This is a genomic window from Nocardia sp. JCM 34519.1 (genome assembly GCF_020361265.1).
Taxonomy (GTDB): domain Bacteria; phylum Actinomycetota; class Actinomycetes; order Mycobacteriales; family Mycobacteriaceae; genus Nocardia; species Nocardia arthritidis_A.
In genome coordinates this window covers 462009-481124 of record NZ_JAIRBR010000002.1, presented here as the reverse complement: position 1 = coordinate 481124, position 19116 = coordinate 462009, and the positions used below count along the sequence as shown (strand labels likewise).

Here is a 19116-nt window from a genome sequence, read left to right as displayed (position 1 = left end):
GTCTGGTCGTATTCGGACATGGGCGCAGGTTTGTCCGGATCTGTCCGAGGTCGCCGTCCCGTGCCGAACCATGATGGGGAGATGGGTGAGTTCACAGGGGTGGTGACTACCGGCATCTACTGCCGACCCGGCTGTGCCGGTCGGCCGAAGCCGGAGAACGTGCGAGTGTTCACCACGGCCGCGGCGGCCGAGGCGGCCGGGTTCAGGGCATGTCTGCGGTGCCGTCCATATCGCGGTGCGCCGCCAGTCGGCCCGCCGGGAGCCGAATTGGTTTGCCGCGCAGTGCGTTTGATTGTCGATGGCGCACTCGACGAGCACGGTGAAGCCGATCTCGCCGCGCGGCTCGGGGTCTCGGCGCGCCACCTCCGGCGCCTGTTCGCCGCGGCGCTGGGCCTGAATCCGGATCAGCTCGCTCGTTCGTCGCGGGCGCATTTCGCACGTCGACTGCTGGACGATACCGACATGTCGATCGTGGATGCGGCCTTCGCGGCGGGCTACGGGAGCGTCCGCCAGTTCAACCGCGCCTGCCGGGAGATCTTCCACGCCCCGCCGAGCGAGCTGCGCGCTCGACGGCGCACCTCCGACCGCCTGATCGCCGACGGTGGAGTGCTGCTGCGGCTGGGATACCTGCCCGCGCCGGAGCAACGAGCCGTGCTCGATTACCTCACCGCGCACGCGATTCCGGGCGTCGAACATGTCACCGACAACGTCTACCGACGCACCATCCGCTCCGGCCGGCGCCCCGGCGTGCTGGAGATCATCGCCGACCCCGGCGGCGACCTATTCCTACGCGCTCACGTGCCCGACCTGCGCGGGCTCATCCACCACGTCCAGCGCGCACGCCACATCTTCGAGCCCGATCACCGCCGGACAGCGGCATCGCGGCTCGCCGAATCTGCGGTGTTGTCAACACCCGGCACATGGGATGGGTACGAAACCGCCGTACACACACTCATCGCACGCGACACCAACGCGGCGAACATCCTCACCGGCCGCCTCGTCACCCGCTATGGCACCCGAGTCCCCGGTTTACACCCCATGGGCCTCAGCCACCTGTTCCCGCCCCCGCCCGCACTGGCCGAAGCCGACCTGTCCGCCCGCCATCGGCCTACCCCACGAAACAGCCCGCACGATAAAGGAATTCGCCCGCGCAGTGGCGTCCTGCGCCATCCTCCTCGACCGAAGCCAACCCGTCGCCACCCTCCTGGGCTCCCTCACCGCCCTACCCGGCATAGACCCGACAACCGCCCACCGAATAGCCCACCGCCTCGGCGAACCCACACCTTGTCTCGCTTGACCGAGCCCCAAAACCCCGACAGCACAGCCGCATTCCACGACTTACACCACCGATCAAATGCACGGGCGTCGTCCCACTACCCGAGCACCTACGCTCGAAGGCGGCGACCACTCATACCACCCAGACCGGAGCGAGCGTCACAGCTGATCCGGTAATCGGCTGCGGCCGTGGCCAATTCGAAGGACCAGCGGTCGCGGTACCGAGCTAGAGGGTGGCGCCGAGGGCAGCGCCGCCCGCACCGCCGAGCAGGCCGCCCGCGACGCCACCGGCCAGAGCGGCCGGGATGCCGAGGGTCGCGGCTCCCGCGATCGCGCCGACGCCCGCGCCGATCGCGGCGCCCGCACCGGTGCTCGCGGCGGCGACCGGCCAGGCGGCGACGAAGGCCGCGCCGACGGCGGGGAGGGCACCGGCGCCGCCGGAGGGGACACCGGCGACCGCGGCGGCGATACCGCCTGCGGCGGCGGTGCCCGCGACACCGACCGCGAAGCCGATTCCGGCGCCGACACCGGCACCGATCGCGGCGCCGCCGACACCGCCGAGCATCGCGGCGGGGATGCCTGCGACGGCCGCGCCGGCCAGCGCACCACCGACCGCGCCGGCGGCGGTGGCGGCGGCGATCTTGTCGGAGCGGGATGGGTTGATGCCGATGGACCGGCCGCCGGTGGCGATCGCCGCCTCCGCGGTGGCCGCGGTGCCGTTCACGCCGTCGAGCAGTTCGTTCGGCACCTCGTTCGGGACCGGGCTGGTGAAATCACCGATGCGCAGGGTGCGCGGCGGCGGCGCGATCGGGGCCACCGGCGCCACCGGCTCGGGTGCGTGCAATTGTTGCGGCTCGATCGGCGGCGCGGGCTGATTCTGCGGCATCGGCCGCGCGTTCTTCAGATTCTGCGCCGGATCCGTCTCGGACTTCGGCCGCTGCGGACCCGGGGCGGTGACACCGGGCTGGCTGAGCGAACGCTCCGGTCCCGGCGCGCTCGGTGCGGTGACACCGGGCTGGCTGGACGACTGTGGCTCGGCGACCGCCACCCCCGCGCACGCCACCGCGACCACCAGCGGCAACGCACCCACCACCGGACGCATCGCCCCCCGAACCGCCGAGCTGTTCACTTTTCGATGACGAGCCACGTCGAAACACCACCATCAGGATTGAGGAATCGGCACGTCCCCGCGCACCGTGCCACGCACGATAACCATTGCTGAGCGGATGCTGTCAAATTGAAAATCTCGAATACGCAGCTCGGAATTGGTCGCGAGCGCTGCCCATTTGTCCGAAATACTGGCGAATTGTCCACAGCTAGTTCGCGATTCCATCACCTCAGATCAATAGCCAGAAGGTGACTGAATCCACTCTTCAGATGATCCAGTCGCGACTGTCCACTCAACACACCGATCACCGCGAGTCGGGTCGTACTTTCGGCCGTACTCGGATCGCACTCGAGAGGTAGACGCACGCGACTCCCGGTCGATTCGGCACACCCCCGACCGGTCGCAGAATCATGCGACAAGGGTTCGAGGAGGCGTTGGGCATGACGGATATCACCGCGGGACTCCGGCAACCCGGCCGATCCAGGACAGCGGAAGAGTATCGGGATATCCCGGAAATAGCTTGGGGACCAATACTTTTGGTCGCAGGCGCGGTGGGCACGGCACTACTCGTCGCCAGCCGTGATTACGGCTATTTCTTCGACGAGGCATATTTCGTCGTCGCGGGCCGCGATCACCTGTCATGGGGGTACTTCGATCAACCGCCGCTGGTCCCCGCGCTGGCCGCGCTGATGGACCGGATCGCACCGGGTTCGCTGCTCGTGCTGCGGCTGCCCGCGACGATGGCGGCGGTCGGCGGCATGATCGGCACCGCGCTGATCGCCCGCGAATTCGGCGGTGGCCGAGGCGCACAGTCATTGGCGGCCTTCGCCTACGCCTGCTCGATCTGCGTCACACTGACCCATTGGCTCGCGACGTATTCCATGGATCCCGTGTGCTGGGTCCTGCTGATCTGGCTGATCGTGCGCTGGACCCGGCTGAATGCCGAAGGGTGCGCGGATGATCGGCTGCTCCTGTACACCGGATTGATCACCGCGGTCTCGCTGCAGATCAAATACCTCGTCCCGGCGCTGTGGGTGGCGCTGTTCATCACCGCGCTTGTCTTCGGACCACGACGCATGCTCGGCCGTCCGGCCCTGTGGCTCGGAGCCGCCGTCGCCGTTGCCGCCACGGTGCCGAATCTTATTTGGCAGCAACGCAACAACTGGCCGTACACGCATATGTCCGAGGTTGTCGCCGCCGAGTTTCCTGGTCTCGGCCGCTTCCTCTGGGACAGCGCCGCCGGCGCCGGATTGGCGGTCGGGCTGCCACTGGTCGCGGTCGGGCTGGCCGCGCTGTTACTGGTCCCGCGTTGGCGGCCGTATCGTTTCGTCGCGGCGGCGCTGATCCTCGTCTTTCTCGGCTATCTGGTCATGCACGGCCGGTCCTATTACGTATGTGGCCTGTACGCAGCGCCTTTGGCGGCAGGTGCGGTGATCGTGACCGGACTGTGCCGCCGCGTGTCGATCCGTGCGGTCGTCGCGACGGCCGTCGCCGCGGGAACCGTACTGTTCGTCGCGGCGATACCGATGTATCCGCGGTCGGTCGCCGAGCGACTTCCGGACACCGATGTGATCATGACGGCGCGAGGCTTCGTCCAGTCCGATACCGTGGTCGGCGATTTCTCGGATACCGTTGTGGCGGCCTATGATTCGCTTCCCGCAGAGGTGAAACCGCATATCGCGATAGTCGCCGAATCGTACCCGTTCGCCGCCATCGTCGACCTGTATCGCGGGAAGACCGGCCTCCCCCGCGCGTACAGTCCGCACCGCGGCTATTACTACTTCGGCACCCCGCCCGAAACTGCCACTGCCATACTGTATTTGGGCACACCGACGCCGACCCTGACGGCCGCGTTCACCAGCTCCGAAACCGTAACACCCGACCTCGCAACGCTTTTGGTCGGACGCAAAACGCCATGGACCACACTCTGGCCGCAGCTACGCGCTCAGTGAAAGGCGGGATCACTCCCCAGGCGACTCGCCCCGCATCAGCGCGGCCAGCGACTCCCGATCGGTCACATCCATTTTGATGCACGCCCGGTACAGGTGCCCCTCGACGGTGCGCACCGAAACGGTGAGCCGGTCGGCGATCTGCCGGTTGGACAGCCCGGCCGCGACGAGGTTCGCGATCTCGCGTTCCCGCGCGGTGAGCGGCAACGGTTGGGCGGCTTGCCGCAGGGCCGGGGTGCTGGCGCCACCGCAGGCGGCAGCCAAACGGTTTGCGGTGGCGGCGGATTCGAGTAAGCGGCGGCGGTCTCCGGCGCGCTCATGCGCGGAGGCGGCCTGAGCGGCGGCGTCGGCTGCCGAGAGCAGCGCGCCGATCCGCTCGAATTCGGCTGCGGCGGCATCCAATCCGGGACCGTCGTGGGCGGCGAGCGCCATCGCATGCCTGGACTGGAGCTGGACCAGCCGCCCATCCACCTTGGCCGCCAGGTCGGCGAGCCGCCCCGCGACGGAGGCGTCGCCGAAGCGAGCCGCGGCATGTAATGCGAAGGCCTCGATCGCATGCTGGTGGGCGCGCGCGGCGGCATCGGCGGCGCTCATGGCCAAGCGGATGGCAGGCGTGACCGTGCCTTCCGCGGCCGATAACCACGCCCTGGCGATATCGAGTTGCGGCTCGTACACCGCGCTGTGCCGCCCGCCCCTCGCGGTCGCCTCGGCGATGGTCTCGGCGGCCTCGGTGGCCCGTCCGAGCGCCGAATATGCCTCGGCCAGACGGATTCTCGCCGGGAACATCCATGCCGCGGCACCCTCGGCGGCCAGCGCCGCCAGCGCCTGCTCGAGATGTTCGATACCGTCCGGGAAGCGCCCCTGCGCCACATCCACGGTGCCCTGCAGAATCTTCGACATACCCCACGCCACGTACTGGCCCGGCGAGGAATACCCGAAATATGAAGTGGCACAGCGTCGCGCCGCCTCCAGATCACCGATGAAGGTGAGCGCGAGCACCTCGGCATGCGCGGACATGAACAGGTTCAGCGCATCGATCTCGTCCTCGACCTCATGGCCGCGCGCCGCGTACGCCCGGGCCGCCTCACCCTTGCCCATCAGCGCCAGCGCCAGCCCACCACCGAAGGCCGCCCACCAAACCGCCCACGCCGGTGCGTCTTTCATCGAAATGACCTGTTCGGCCAGCGCGAAACCGTCGTCCAACCGGTTCTCGTTCACCACGCACGCCGAGGCGAGCCCGTCGAAGGTTGCCGCGATCTTCGGATGCGTCGCCTTACTGCGCACCAGCGCGAGCACCCGATCGGCGCGATCCGCATCGCCCATGGCCCACAACAGATTGGCCACCCGGGTGCTGCCCCAGCGGGCCAACTGCACCTGATTCAGTTGGTCCGGATCGAAGCTGGCCAGCATGCGCTCGGCCTCGATCCGGTGTCCCTGCCACAGCAGCGCACGCGCCAGCAGATCGGCCGCCTCCAACCCGCCCTGCCGCTCCACCGCGGCCCGGGCGAACCGTTCGCCCAGCGGCAGATTCGCCAACCCGATGGCGTCGGCCGCGGCCGCGACGAACAGCTCGAGATCCGCCGATTTATCGCTGTCCAAAGCCAATTCGGCCAATCGGATGCGGTCGGCCGCCGAATTGATCGGCCGCTCCCGCAGCGACGAATACAGCCGTCCGCGCAGCCGCCGGGCCGAAGCGATACCGAGCCTGCGCCGGATCACCTCACCGAACAGCGGATGGTTGTATCGCACGGTCAGCTGGTGCGTATTCTCCACAACCCTTATGACACTGCGGTTTTCGGCCTGTTCCACCGCTTCCTCGCCGGCCAGTTCGGCCAGCACGTCCAGATCGATCGGCTCGCAGAACGTCAGCAGCTCCAGCACCCGCAACACCGGCTCCGGCAGCTGCTCAACCCGATCCTCCAGCAGCGCGGCCAGTTCCGAGGTCACGGCCGCGCGTCCGCGCAGCTGCCACACCCCGTTCACCTGGCGCAGCGTGCCCGCCTCCAGCGCGCCCTCCACCAAATGCCTTAGGAACAGCGCATTCCCGCCCGAGGACTCCCACATCAGGTTGGCGGTGAAACCCTCCAGCTGCCCGCCGAGCATCTCCTCCACCAGCTGCACGCTCTGCCGTTGGGTGAAGGGGCGCAGATCAATCCGCAGCAGATGTCCGTCTTTCCACAGCGAGGTCACCGCATCGGGCACCGGCACCCCGCTGCGCACCGTCGCGACGATGTGCGCTGCCTTATCGATCGCCAACTGCAGCAACAACGTTGCGGACAGTTGATCGAGCAGATGTGCGTCGTCGACGCCGATGATGGTGTGCCCGTCGGCCAGTAGCGCCTCCCGCGCCGCCGACATGAACGTCACCGGATCGTGCGCGGTATAGACGCCGACCATATGCGCGAACACCCCGAGCGGAATGCTGCGCGCCGACTCCGTCCCGGCCACCCAGCGGACATTGCCGCCGACCGCGGCCACAACCTGTCTGGCCAGCGTCGTCTTGCCGACTCCTGCGTCACCGGTGAGCACGACCCCCATGTGCTCCGGCCCGGTGAGCGCAGCGCGAATCGCATCGAATTCGCCCACGCGCTCGATCATCGGCCAGTTCCGAGCCATACCTCTACTGTAGTTGGCCGCCGATCATGATCGAAGCGAACACCCAACGGCCGCACCGGGTTCGCTAATTCGATCGCATGTGTCATAGCCGACCGATATGGTCGTGACTACCTCCCTTCCGAGCGGTGACAGCCGGTCCGACCGTCGCCGTCAGGGAAGGAGGTGAATGGGAGATGAGTAAACACCGGAAAGAGGAGCCGGCGAACCCGGCAGTTTGGATTGCAGCCACTGTCGTGGCCGCCGGACTCCTCTACATCCTGGTCCGACTGAAGCGGGCTAGGTAACCCATTCGGGCGGGGCACCGTGTAGCACTGAAGAGCGGTGCCCTGTCCTCTCCAACCATCACTTACGTGACGAACTCATTCTACGTGCTCGAACCCGATCAGGTCAGCTGATTTCAGCCGAGCACATCGTGCCGCACGATCGTCTCGTCGCGACCGGGCCCGACGCCGATGCAGGAGATCCGCGCACCGGACAGCTCCTCCAACCGCCGCACGTACGCCTGCGCGTTGGCGGGCAGATCCTCGAAGGTGCGCGCCCCGGAGATGTCCTCCCACCAGCCGGGCATCTCCTCGAAAATCGGCTTGGCATGGTGGAATTCGGTCTGCGTCGTCGGCATCTGCTCGACCCGCTTGCCGTCGATCTCGTACGCGACGCAGATCGGCACCGTCTCCAGGCTCGACAGCACGTCCAGCTTGGTGAGGAAGTAATCGGTGACGCCGTTGACCCTGGTCGCGTAGCGGGCGATGACCGCATCGAACCAGCCGCAGCGCCGGGCCCGTCCGGTGGTGACACCGACCTCACCGCCCGCCTTGGCCAGGTAGGTGCCGTGCTCGTCGAACAGTTCGGTCGGGAACGGTCCGGAGCCGACGCGGGTGGTGTAGCACTTGAGAATGCCGAGCACCGTGCTGATCTTGTTCGGCCCGATGCCCGCACCGACCGCGGCGCCGCCGGAGGTGGGGTTGGACGAGGTGACGTACGGGTAGGTGCCGTGGTCGACGTCGAGCAGGGTGCCCTGCGAGCCCTCCAGCAGCACGGTCTCGCCGCGCTCCAGCGCCTCGTTCAACTTCAGCCTGGTGTCGGCGATGCGATGTTTGAAGCTCTCGGCCTTGCCGAGCACCTCGTCGACCACCTGCTGCGGGTCGAGCGCCCGCCGGTTGTAGATCTTGACCAGCACCTGATTCTTGAATTCCAGTGCGGCCTCGACCTTTTGGGTGAGGATCTTCTCGTCGAGCACATCGGCGACGCGCACGCCGACCCGGGCGACCTTGTCCTGGTAGCAGGGACCGATACCGCGGCCGGTGGTGCCGATCTTCTTGTTGCCGAGGAAGCGTTCGGTGACCTTATCGATGGCGACGTGGTACGGCATGATCAGGTGCGCGTCGGCGGAGAGCAGCAGACCGGAGGTGTCGACGTCGCGCTCTTCCAATCCGGCGAGTTCGTCGAGCAGCACACCGGGATCGACGACGACGCCGTTGCCGATGACATTCGTCACGCCGGGGGTCAGGATGCCGGACGGGATGAGGTGCAGGGCGAATTTGGAACCGTTCGGCAGCACGACCGTGTGGCCCGCATTGTTGCCACCCTGGTATCGGACCACCCATTGCAACCTGCCGCCGAGCAGATCGGTTGCTTTGCCCTTGCCCTCGTCGCCCCACTGGGCGCCGATCAGCACGATAGCCGGCATGGAGATTCTCCTACGAGTCGACAGGCAACATCCCGGGAGCTGGCAGCCGACGGAGCCGGCGGGGTGTAAACACCGATGTTGCAGCTACCTGCCGTACTGAGGCGGTGGCCGGAAGCACAGTCTAGCCGACGGGTCGGCACCGTCATCGAAGCGACTCCGCCGCCGGGCGCCCGCTACGCTCGACAACCGTGTAACCACTGCCCCGCGCGGCTATGGTTGCACCCGAACAAGGCATTTACGTGGCGTGGACCGACGGGTGTCGGACGGACCGAGGAGGGTGTACGGCAGTTTGAGTACCCACGTTCTCCGCTGCGACGGCGCACCGGTTCCGATCGCGCTCGCGGCGCTGCCGACCACTCAGACCTCAGCCATTCCGGAGACCGGTCATATCGATGAGCTGCTGCCGGTGCTCGCGGCCGACAGCCTGCCCCGGCTGATCGTCCTCGGCGAGGATGCCGGACTGGCCGCAGTGCTCACACATCTGATGCGCACCGAACGATTGCATGTCGAAATCGGCTATGTGCCGATCGATAAGACCTACGGCTCGCGCGCCTACCAGACCGGCACCGGTAACGCGGCCGCCAAATTGGCGCTGGAGGGCCGGGCGACGGAGACGCCGCTGATCCGGGACGACACCGGTAAGGTACTGGTCGGCCGGGCCACCATCACCGGTGTCGACGGGGGAAAGTTGGAGGGGGAAGCGTATGTGGACGACACTCAACTGTTTTCGGGCCGGGTGACGGCGATGCATATCTCGCCGACGCTCGACCTACCCGGCGTGCGGGCGACAGTTCAGCGCGGCATGTGGAAACGCCGCTGGGTGGAGGGTCGCGCCGCGCAGCTGGGCACGCCGGGCGCGGTCGTCGTCCGCGACGGCATCCGCTCCGACCGCACCGTGCCGCGTTCCAGCTTCTACCGGCACAACGAACCCTGGTTGCTGGTCCGATGAATTACGCGCAGCGCCGCAATTCGGGGCTCAGCGCCGTGCGGCCGAGCCCGATCTTCCTGCTGGTGATCGTCGCCGCGGTGGTCGGCGGCGCGGTGGCATGGGATGCCGCCGAATGGGATTCGACGCAGGCCAGGATCGGCGTCTTCGTCATGGTGGTGTTCGGCTGGATCGTCTCGCTCTGCCTGCACGAGTTCGCGCACGCGTATTTCGCGTGGCGGGCCGGTGATCGCGAGGTCGAACTGCGCGGTTATCTGACGCTGAACCCGCTCAAGTACAGCCATCCGCTGCTATCGATCGTGCTGCCGATGGTGTTCATCGCGCTCGGCGGATTCGGTCTGCCGGGCGGTGCGGTCTATGTGCACTCGCATAATTTCAGCCCGCGCACGCAGCGATTGATCAGCGGTGCGGGCCCCGCGGTGAACGCGCTGTGCGCGATCGTGCTGTTGCTGGTCGTACGCTTCGCCGGCGAACAGTACGCGCATCACGCGTTCTGGTTCGGGCTGAGTTTCCTTGCCATGCTGCAGATCTCGGCGACCCTGCTGAACATCCTGCCGATCCCCGGTCTCGACGGTTACGGGATCCTGGAGCCATCGCTGAGCTATCAGACAAGGCGCTCGCTGGAGCAGTTCAAGGCATTCGGCATGCTGCTGCTGTTCATCCTGATATTCACGCCCGCGATCAATCACTACTTCTTTCAGTTCGTATACGGTCTTTTCGAACTTTCCGGCGTACCGCGGGAATGGTCGCAATGGGGTGGCTACCTCGTCCGGTTCTGGACCTGACGCACCCCTGCCGCCCACACATCGCCGCGTTCGATTAATCTAGCGAGGTTTGAATCGCCGTCCTGCCGGAAAAGTAATACCTACCAGGCGGTTTCGTACGTCGCCGTGCGCTGACCGTAGCAACCATCCGGTTGTTCATAATGTCCAGTGGACACATCGCATCGGCCCAAGGCACACTCGGCGCCGGTCACATCCAACGCCCATGGCATCGCGGCCCGGAACCTCGGTCGACGAATTGGGCGCCACGCATTTCGGAACACCCAAATCTGAAAATCGAAACGGAATCACCGCATGACGGAACCGCATCCCCCGACGATGCTCACGGTTGTCATCCCAGCCCTGAACGAAGCCGCGGTCATCGAGCGCTGCCTGCGCCTGCTCGTCGCGCAGGACGCCATCGATGAGGTCATCGTCGTCGACAACGGCAGCGACGACGGCACACCCGCCATCGTGCGCGAATTCGCGGCGGCCAACCCCAAGGTCGAGCTGGTCCACGAGCCGAATCGTGGCATCACCCCGGCCCGCAACGCCGGATTCGACAAGGCCCGCGGCGAATTCATCGCCCGCACCGACGCGGACACCCTGGTCGGCGCCGAGTGGGGCCGCACCATCCGCGACTATCTGCTCGCCCATCCGGAGACCGCGGCGGTCACCGGAATCTGCACCTACCACGACTCACCGGTCGGATTCTTCCTGAAGTTCGGCCTGTACCTGCAGGACCGTCGCGGCAAACTGGGCGGCCAGGTCGGCAATATGCACGGGCCGAATATGGCGCTACGACGCGCCGCCTGGCTGCAGGTGCGCGATGACACCCAGGTGCGGGCCGATGTCGCCGAGGACCTCGACCTGGCGCTATGCCTTTCGAAGCACGGCCTGCGCATCGATCAGCTGAAGGATATGCGCGCCGAGACCTCGTCGCGGCGGCGGCGCACCAGCCCGAGCAAGTGGTGGAAGTTCCAGCTGATGGGGCTGCGGACCATCGCCGATCACGGATTCCAGGTGCGTCCGTTCCATCGCGCGGTCATCGCCGGCGCCTGGGTGACACACACGGTCCAGTGGCCGATCTACCGGTTCTGGGATTTCGACCGGCGGCGCTTCTCGCTGCGGCCGGGTGCGGAGCGCATCTCCGCTGTCGGCGACTGATCCCGAACAGCCGGTCGCCCGGTCCGACCTCAGGACCGGGCGACCTTCGCTTCGCCGGACGGCATCTCGCCCCCACCCGCCCGGCCACCACACCACTATGGCCGGCGGGACGATCCGCTGTCCTGCGAAGTCCTGACCGCAATTACCCCTCGTCAACCGCGGTCACATGACGAAATTAGGCCGCGATCCGGCTCCGGACACGAGTAGCTGACTACCCAAATGGCATGGTTCGCCCCGAAGGCCGCCGAACCGTACTACTCAGTAGGTTGGGCTCAATCCTCCGGCGGCACAAAGGGATGCGGCACCGTCGGCGGCAGCAGCGCCATCGCCGAAATGCGCTTCACACCGCACACCTGCATCAGATCGACCACCGCCGAACGCACCTGCGCGAACACCACATGGGCCGAGAGCCCAGCTCCCGCAACGAGTTCCGGGCGCGCGAGTTTGGCGACCGAACGCAGCACCCTGGCCGCATCGGCCTGGTCGGGCTTTTCACCCGGATCCGCCAACATCATCCGGCGGATCACGGCCACCGCCTCGCCGAGCCGTTCCACCAGATCGATCAGGCGCGGATCCAGGATTTCGTCATCCTGCACCAGGGTCAGCGAACGACGCAGCAGCACACGGGTATTGCGGACGGCGTTGTCGAGCGGATCTGCCGTCGCCCTGATGCGCTCCAAGCGGGCACGCGAATTCCAATACAGCGGGGAGATCCGGCTGATCTCGCGGCCGCCGTCCAGGGCCGAACGCAGCGAATCGATCTTCGGCTGGGTGGCCCGCACCGTCGCGAGGGCGTCGCGCAACTTATCCGTCGACTGCGCGAGCAGACCCTCCGCGCATTCGGTGAGTGCCTTACCCATCACGTCCAGGATGTCGGCGGCCTGCTCGCGGGCCCTGCGCACCGGATGCAGCGGGATCGCGGCCACAACGACCACACCCACCAGGCCGCCGACCAGCGCGTCGACCATGCGTGACAGGCCGCCCCCGTTACTCGGCGGCATCAGCGTCGCGACAAGTACCGCCGAACCCGCCGCCTGCATGGTGATGATCGATCCGCCGTCGAGGAATACCGCAAGCGCCATGGCGACCGCGACCACCAGCGCGATCTGCCAAACGCCGGTACCGGCCCTGCTGATGAATACGTCGCCGATGCCGATGCCGACGGCCACCCCGCCCACCAGCTCCACCGACCGCTTCAGCCGGGCGCCGAACGAAATACCGATCGACACCACCGCGGCCGTCGGCGCGAAGAACGGCTGCGGATGTCCGACCACCACATGCGCGACGAACCAGGACAGCGCCGCGCCGACCGAGCACTGCACGATCGGCAACGCCGACAGCCGCAGCCGCGACCACGAACTCTGCAGCGTCTCGATGCTGTTCGCGCGGGCGACGCCGACGCGCGAATTCGGATCGATCAACTCGCCACCCGACGGACGAGCCGCGCGGAATAGCTGCGTACTACCGCGATCAATGGGGTCAGTCGAGCCCGAGCTCGGCCGCGGCGCGCGGGTCACAGTCCTCGAGCAAATCCAGGCAGCGCGCGTACTCGTCGGTCTCGCCGATCAGCTTCGCCGCCTTGGCCAGCGCACCCACGCTGCGCAGGAAACCGCGATTGGGCTCATGGCTCCACGGCACCGGCCCGAAACCCTTCCAGCCGTTGCGCCGCAATAGATCCAGGCCGCGGTGATAGCCGGTGCGGGCGAATGCGTAGGCCGCGACGACGTCGTGGTTCACCGCGGGCTCCTGCCCCTCGCCGCGCGTCAACGCCGCCTCCGCCAGCGCCGCCCACGCGACCGACGCCGCCGGATGCGCGGCCGCGACCCCGACCGGGTCGGCCTTCTCCAGCAGTGCGTCTTCCGCATCGGAGATTTCGGGTAGCAGTACCGGTTGCGGTCCGAGAAGATCACCGAACGAGGTCATGCGCTTCATTCTGCACGCCGACGCACCAGTCGGGAATCAGCGGCTCCCGGCCGCGGTGCTTTGTTATTGGACGTACCTCCGCATTCGGTCCGGCCGTGCGCGAGTTTGCGGACGACTTCGTCGACAGCGCCCACTAGGCTGACCGTCGAGTTCGCACGATCCGCCTTACGCGAGGGGTAGTAGGTGTCCGACCCGAAAGACGAGAAGAGCCCGGCGCGGGAATCCGCGCGTCCCGCCGACGACACACGTCCGGCAGCCCCCTCGAATGCCGAAACCGCTCGACCCTCGGTAAGCACGCCGTCGTCCGGTTCGGCCGCGCCGACAACACCCTTCGCGACGCCGGCGGGCGGATCGTCGCCCGGTCCGGTCCAGGGCGGTCGTCCAGGCGTCCAGCCGCCTACACCCGGCGGCCGCCCGAACCCGATGTCACGATCCGCGACTCCGAACACCCCCGGCGATGTGACCGTGCCCGCGAACCGTTCGACCGCACCGCAGTCGGCGGGCACCGGACCGGCCCCGGCGGGACGTCCGGGCAATGCGAACCAAACTCCTACTGCCACAGCACAATCCGGAACTCCGAAGCCGTCCGGCAGCGCGTCGACCCCGAACCCGCCATCCGGCCCGTCGTCGAGCGGGCCCGTCCCCGGTGGGGGTCAGCAGGGAGCGCGCCAAAACCCTTCGGGTGCAACGCAATCCCCCACCAAGGGAACCGCCGCGGAAACAGTGGTATTCAAACGAGACAGCGTCAACCAGCCCGCGAACCCCGGCCAGGGCGGCACCCGCCCGACCACCCCAGGCCCCGCCGACGCGAAAACCCCCGCACCCCAGCCGGAATCCGGCCGCAAACCAACGGACAGCGGCGTCACACAATCCAACACCCGTGGACCACAAGGCCCCTCCGCCAGCGGCCCCGCAAGCCAGCAGGGCCAGCAGGGCCAGCAGGGACGAGTTCAACACACGGTCGCCCCGAGCCCGATGCCACCGACCCCCTCCCGCGCGGCCGGTCCGAAGGCAACCGATGCGCCCCGCCCAGGCACCGAGGCCGTGCGAAATCCCGTACAGCCCAATGCAACTCCCGGCACCCCCGGAACCCACCCCAACACTGGAGCACCAACACCCGTCACCCCGCAAAACACCAATACCCCAGCCAACCAGGGTTCCGCGGGCAATCGTCAATCGAGCGCTCCCGGCACCCGTGCGCCAGGCAGCGCAGCATCGCCCGGCGCTACCCGGCCCGGCGCTGGAACCCCACCGACAGGAGCTCCGCGCGGCGGCACCGCAGCGGGTGCGCCTGGAAACCAGTCGAGTGCAGGCGGCGTCGGCACACCGAATCCGGCGCAGCAGGGCGTCCAGCCTGCCGGTGGTCCGGCGAGCACTGCCGGAAATCGCGGACCAGGTTCCTCGACACCGCCGAATCCGGTCCGCCCCGGCGCCGGGAGCGGAACATCGGGAACTACGCCCGGCTCCGGTTCCACTGCCGCAGGATCAGGCAACGCCGGAAAACAGCAGGGCGCAACCGATCCCCGTCGTCCCGGCGAGGGCACACCGGGTTCTTCACCACTCGGAGCATCAGCCGACCAGGTGCCTGCGGGGAGTCCTCGATCGAACGCGCCAGGCAGCGCAGCATCGCCGGGTGCTACCCGGCCCAGCGTTGGAACACCCCCGAGCGGAGCTCCGCGCGGCGGTACCGCGGCAAGTGCGACTGAAAGCCAGTCGAATGCAGGCGGTGCCAGCACACCGAATCCGGCGCAGCAGGGCGTCCAGCCTGCCGGTGGTCCGGCGAGCACTGCCGGAAATCGCGGGCCAGGTGGAGGCACATCGCCGAATCCCGCGCGGACCGGTGCGGGGACGTCTGGGGCCGCAACCGGTTCCGGCTCGAGTTCATCCGGTGGCCAGTCGAAGGTGTCCGACAGCCGCGGGCCGGGCGGGGGCACGCCGCAGGGTCCCGCGCGGGCCGGTGCGGGGACAGGGGCTTCCGGGGTGGCGCCCGGTTCTGGCGCGGGTACTTCAGGTGGGCAGCCGAATACGGGCGACAACCGTGGATCGGGCGGGGGCCAGGGGCGGTCCGGCGGGTCTGAAGCCGGAGCGGCTGGCGGCCAGTCGGGTGCAGCCGGTGCCGAACAGACGGGCGGAGCTGCACGCGGATCGGTGCCGCCATCGACCGGTGTCGGCGGAGCCGCGGCGGGCCGACCGGGCGCGGTCGAGCGCGGTGGGGCGAATGTGGGTGCGGGGAAACCTGATTCGGCGGCCGCAGCCGCTGGCCGTTCCGGTGCCGGAACTCAGCCCCCGGCCACCGGGCCTGCCGGAGCGGGTACCCGGCCCGACGCCGACGCGACCGTACCGGGCACTACCGTTCCATCGGGGACTGGAAACCAGCCCAACGCAGCCGGTCCTGCCGGACCGGGAACCAAGGCGACAGCGGCGGCCGCCGAGAGCAGTTCAGCGGCCGAAAGTCGTTCCAGGACAATGGCTCCCGCCGGACCGGATGCCGATTCGACTGTGCCGGGAGCGACCGGACGGCCGGGTGCGCAGACCCGTTCCGGGACAGCTGGGCCGGCGGCGGCCGCTGCGAGCGGTTCGGCGGCCGAAAGTCGTTCCGGGATAACGGCTCCCACTGGGCAAGACGCCGATTCGACTGTGCCGGGAGCAACCGGACGGCCGGGTGCGCAGACTCGATCTGAGTCGGCGGCGGCCGCTGCGAGCGGTTCAGCGGCTGGAAGTCAGCCCGGGATAACGGCTCCCACCGGGCAGGATGCCGATTCGACTGTGCCGGGAGCAACCGGGCGGTCGGGTGCGCAGACTCGATCTGGGCAAGCTGGGCCGGTGGACAAGGCGACCGCAGCGGGAGTTTCGGCTGTCGGTGACCAGTCGGGGACCGGTGCCGCCGCAGCGGATGCGCGGGATGCCGGTGCCGAAAAAGCCTCCGACACCAAGGCGTCCGTCGAGAAGGATGCTGAAGATGGTGGGGCGCAGCGGGATCCGGGGGACAGCGATGATAACGCCGGGGCCGGGAACGCCGATGCGGTGACCATGGTGATGCGGACGGTGCGGCCGGGGCAGCGGGACAAGTCCGAGGAGGCGCCGCAGGACGAGGTGCCGGGGTCCGAGGACAAGACGGTTGCGATGCGGATCGTGCCGAATCCGGCCGAGGCGAAGACCATGGCGCTGCCGATTCAGATACCGCCGGGCCAGCCGCCGAAACAGCGAACCAGCAAGGGCGACAAGGGATCCGGCAAGGGCACCGATCGGGTGGCAGCGGGCGCACCGCTGACCAAACCGCCGAGCACGCCACGTCCGGCGCCGGGGCCGAAGCAGCCCGGTCCGGGCCCGAAACAGCCTGGGCCGCAAGGCCCTTCGGCCGATGCCGATATCGAGGAGACCCGGCCGTCCGCGCCGAAGCCCGGGAAACCGCGCCCGGTGGTGGCGACCGCGCCGTCGCCGGCGGATATCCAGCAGACGACTCCGGGGCAGGTGCCCGGCCCCCGGCCGCCGCAGCCGCGCCCGGTGGCCGCGCCGCAGAAGATCTCCCCCGAATCGGCGGATCAGGCCGGGCCGCAGCGGTCGAAGCGACTGCTGTTCACGGTCGGCGGTGCGGCGATAGCGGTGGTCGCGTTGATCGCGGTGGTAGTGACTTTGGTCACCACCACGAAGGGCAATTCGGCGGACGGTCAGATCCGCGGGGTGATCACCGACTTCACCAAGGCGTTGAAGGCGGGCGATCTGGCCGCGCTGCGCAGCAGCACCTGTGGTCAGCTGCACGATTACTACCAGACCGTCGCACCGGACCAGTTCGCGAACCTGCACCAATTGTCCATGGACCGCAAGAACATTCCGATCGTCGACAATGTCGGCGCAATCAAGATCACCGATGACAAGGCGGTCGCCCAGGCCGTCGTGTACACCGATGCCGATCCGGGGAAACGTTCGCCGCGCACCTTCGATTTGCAAAAGACCAACGGCGGCTGGAAGGTTTGTGAACAGCCTGCGGGTACTCAGTAACCGAAGGCAGAACAGGCGCGATATCCGGTCGTGCAGATCACAGCTACCTGGTCAACAGACCGGTTCGTCAGTAGCATGACCCGGATCATGGGCAGGGAACAAACATTGGCAGAACCGGAAGCCGACACCGTCGTGCGGACGGCGACGCTGACAGGTCAGCGGTTCCGGGTTCGGGATCACTACGAGGTCGGCAGAGAAAAGATCCGCGAGTTCGCACGCTCGGTGCAGAACTATCACGGCGCACACCACAACGAGGCAGACGCGCACGCACTCGGTAACGAGGGCATCATCGCACCGCCGACCTTCGCGTCGGTGATCGGCTGGACCAGCACCAGGGCGCTACTGGATTCGGTGCTCACCCACTACGACCTCTCGCAGATTCTGCAGACGGATCAGAGTTTCGAAATGCTGCGTCCGATGGTCGCCGGTGACAAGATCACCAGCGATATCGTGATCGAGTCGGTCCGCGAATACGGTGACAACGAGTTCATCACCGTGAAATTCGTGATGACCAATCAGCGCGGCGAGGTGGCGCAGCTCGGCCATACGACGATCGTCGGCCGCCGCGGCACCGAGATCGATCCGAATCTGGCGAAGCTGGTGGGGGGCATCATGATGCACACCCCGTCACGCCAGGAATTGGGTCTGGACGATACCGATGTGCTGATCAGACTCGGCGCCGACAGCGCGCTGGAGGTGGCCGCCGAGCGCGAGGACACCCCCGTATACACCGTGCCAAAATTCGCCGATCTCGCTGCGGGGCAAGTGCTTCCGGCTTCCACCGCGCAGGTGACCCGGGGCGACCTCGCCAACTACGCCGGTGTTTCGGGCGATACCAACCCGATTCACTTCAGCGAGCAGGCCGCACAGCTCGCCGGACTGCCGACCGTGGTGGCGCACGGCATGCTGTCGATGGGCCTGGCCGGCGGCTACCTGACCTCGTGGCTCGGCGATCCGACCGCGATCGAAAAGTTCGGCGTGCGGCTGTCCAGCCTGGTCGCGGTGCCCGCGGACAAGGCGAGCACCATCGAGTTCAGCGGCAAGGTCAAGTCCCTGGATCCGGAACGCAAGACCGCGACGCTGTTGCTGAACGCGACCTCGGAGGGCCGCAAGATCTTCGGCCGCGCCATCGCCGAGGTTCGCCTTTCGTAACCGAATTATCCGGTGGCAGCGCGTATTTCGCGTTGCCACCGGAATCGGCTCGTCAAAGCACAAGAATGATTCGGTCGCGGTTATCCGGATCGACGCGGATGGAAATCGTCCCGCCGACGGCGAGCCGAGCCCTATCCGCTGGCATCACATCGAAAACAATGGTGCCACGGTAACTTTCGGAGCCGGGCACGGTGAGTTCGAGATCGAATTCGGTGAGCGTGCTGTGGTGGTCGGTGCGCTCCAGCGGATGCGCGCCCTCGATGGTGGCCCAGCCCTCCAGCCCATTGCGCCACAGCAGCCGGTCGGCCTTGGACGGCCGCGCGGCCAGCAGCATTCCGAGGCCGAGTGCGGTGCCGAACACCCCGACCAACGCCACAATTTGGAACGGCACCGTTTCGGTAGGGGTGAAATGGACCAGCCAGCCCAACCAGAGGCCTAGCACGACGAGGTATCCGGCGGTGACCCCGAGCACCGTGCGGAGCATCCGTGCGTGGTCCATGGTGACCTCCACCCCGACAACCAGATACCCAGAA

General features: G+C 67.6%; 13 protein-coding genes. 7 read left to right on the top strand and 6 right to left on the bottom strand.

The window, feature by feature from the left end:
- The first annotated feature begins 81 nt into the window (after positions 1–81).
- Positions 82–1452, top strand: coding sequence for a bifunctional transcriptional activator/DNA repair enzyme AdaA (locus LGY53_RS08465; protein ID WP_225726061.1), 1371 nt, complete (start codon positions 82–84; stop codon positions 1450–1452).
- Positions 1453–1501: 49 nt separating this feature from the next.
- Here the strand turns inward: LGY53_RS08465 and LGY53_RS08460 are convergent, their stop codons facing one another.
- On the bottom strand, positions 1502–2377 hold the full coding sequence (locus LGY53_RS08460) for a hypothetical protein (RefSeq protein WP_225726060.1): 876 nt from the start codon (positions 2375–2377) through the stop codon (positions 1502–1504).
- Positions 2378–2823: 446 nt separating this feature from the next.
- On the opposite strand from LGY53_RS08460, the gene LGY53_RS08455 reads away from it, so the two are divergent.
- A complete protein-coding gene (locus LGY53_RS08455) occupies positions 2824–4335 on the top strand; it encodes a glycosyltransferase family 39 protein (RefSeq protein WP_225726059.1) in 1512 nt (503 codons plus the stop codon).
- Positions 4336–4344: 9 nt separating this feature from the next.
- Here LGY53_RS08455 and LGY53_RS08450 read toward each other — a convergent pair whose 3' ends face one another.
- On the bottom strand, positions 4345–6948 hold the full coding sequence (locus tag LGY53_RS08450; protein WP_225726058.1) for a LuxR family transcriptional regulator: 2604 nt from the start codon (positions 6946–6948) through the stop codon (positions 4345–4347).
- 397 nt (positions 6949–7345) lie between these two features.
- Positions 7346–8635, bottom strand: a complete 1290-nt coding sequence (locus tag LGY53_RS08445) for an adenylosuccinate synthase (protein WP_167478437.1) — start codon at positions 8633–8635, stop codon at positions 7346–7348.
- 289 nt (positions 8636–8924) lie between these two features.
- Between LGY53_RS08445 and LGY53_RS08440 the strand changes: the two genes are divergently transcribed.
- From LGY53_RS08440 to LGY53_RS08430, 3 genes are all read left to right on the top strand, one after another.
- Positions 8925–9584: a hypothetical protein gene (locus tag LGY53_RS08440; RefSeq protein WP_225726057.1), complete on the top strand. Its 660-nt coding sequence runs from the start codon at positions 8925–8927 to the stop codon at positions 9582–9584.
- On the top strand, positions 9581–10366 hold the full coding sequence (locus tag LGY53_RS08435) for a site-2 protease family protein (RefSeq protein ID WP_225726056.1): 786 nt from the start codon (positions 9581–9583) through the stop codon (positions 10364–10366). The genes LGY53_RS08440 and LGY53_RS08435 overlap by 4 nt, the downstream gene beginning before the upstream one ends.
- Before the next feature lie 291 nt (positions 10367–10657).
- Positions 10658–11509, top strand: coding sequence for a glycosyltransferase family 2 protein (locus LGY53_RS08430; RefSeq protein WP_225726055.1), 852 nt, complete (start codon positions 10658–10660; stop codon positions 11507–11509).
- A 272-nt stretch (positions 11510–11781) separates the two neighbouring features.
- Here LGY53_RS08430 and LGY53_RS08425 read toward each other — a convergent pair whose 3' ends face one another.
- On the bottom strand, positions 11782–12927 hold the full coding sequence (locus LGY53_RS08425) for an aromatic acid exporter family protein (RefSeq protein WP_374111156.1): 1146 nt from the start codon (positions 12925–12927) through the stop codon (positions 11782–11784).
- Between the two features lie 61 nt (positions 12928–12988).
- On the bottom strand, positions 12989–13432 hold the full coding sequence (locus LGY53_RS08420; protein WP_225726053.1) for a DUF3151 domain-containing protein: 444 nt from the start codon (positions 13430–13432) through the stop codon (positions 12989–12991).
- Between the two features lie 2823 nt (positions 13433–16255).
- On the opposite strand from LGY53_RS08420, the gene LGY53_RS08415 reads away from it, so the two are divergent.
- Positions 16256–17431 (top strand): hypothetical protein, encoded by a 1176-nt coding sequence (locus tag LGY53_RS08415; RefSeq protein WP_225726052.1) that lies wholly within the window; start codon positions 16256–16258, stop codon positions 17429–17431.
- Positions 17432–17536: 105 nt separating this feature from the next.
- Positions 17537–18583, top strand: coding sequence for a fused (3R)-hydroxyacyl-ACP dehydratase subunits HadA/HadB (locus LGY53_RS08410; RefSeq protein ID WP_225726051.1), 1047 nt, complete (start codon positions 17537–17539; stop codon positions 18581–18583).
- A gap of 52 nt (positions 18584–18635) precedes the next feature.
- On the opposite strand, the gene LGY53_RS08405 is transcribed toward LGY53_RS08410, so the two are convergent.
- Positions 18636–19082 (bottom strand): hypothetical protein, encoded by a 447-nt coding sequence (locus tag LGY53_RS08405; RefSeq protein WP_225726050.1) that lies wholly within the window; start codon positions 19080–19082, stop codon positions 18636–18638.
- Positions 19083–19116 lie beyond the last annotated feature (34 nt).

What these genes read in the sequence shown, in the direction of transcription:
- LGY53_RS08465 (WP_225726061.1), top strand. Translation starts at nt 82, where the DNA reads ATGGGTGAGTTCACAGGGGTGGTGACTACCGGCATCTACTGCCGACCC.
- LGY53_RS08460 (WP_225726060.1), bottom strand. Translation starts at nt 2,377, where the DNA reads ATGCGTCCGGTGGTGGGTGCGTTGCCGCTGGTGGTCGCGGTGGCGTGC.
- LGY53_RS08455 (WP_225726059.1), top strand. Translation starts at nt 2,824, where the DNA reads ATGACGGATATCACCGCGGGACTCCGGCAACCCGGCCGATCCAGGACA.
- LGY53_RS08450 (WP_225726058.1), bottom strand. Translation starts at nt 6,948, where the DNA reads ATGGCTCGGAACTGGCCGATGATCGAGCGCGTGGGCGAATTCGATGCG.
- LGY53_RS08445 (WP_167478437.1), bottom strand. Translation starts at nt 8,635, where the DNA reads ATGCCGGCTATCGTGCTGATCGGCGCCCAGTGGGGCGACGAGGGCAAG.
- LGY53_RS08435 (WP_225726056.1), top strand. Translation starts at nt 9,581, where the DNA reads ATGAATTACGCGCAGCGCCGCAATTCGGGGCTCAGCGCCGTGCGGCCG.
- LGY53_RS08430 (WP_225726055.1), top strand. Translation starts at nt 10,658, where the DNA reads ATGACGGAACCGCATCCCCCGACGATGCTCACGGTTGTCATCCCAGCC.
- LGY53_RS08420 (WP_225726053.1), bottom strand. Translation starts at nt 13,432, where the DNA reads ATGACCTCGTTCGGTGATCTTCTCGGACCGCAACCGGTACTGCTACCC.
- LGY53_RS08405 (WP_225726050.1), bottom strand. Translation starts at nt 19,082, where the DNA reads ATGGACCACGCACGGATGCTCCGCACGGTGCTCGGGGTCACCGCCGGA.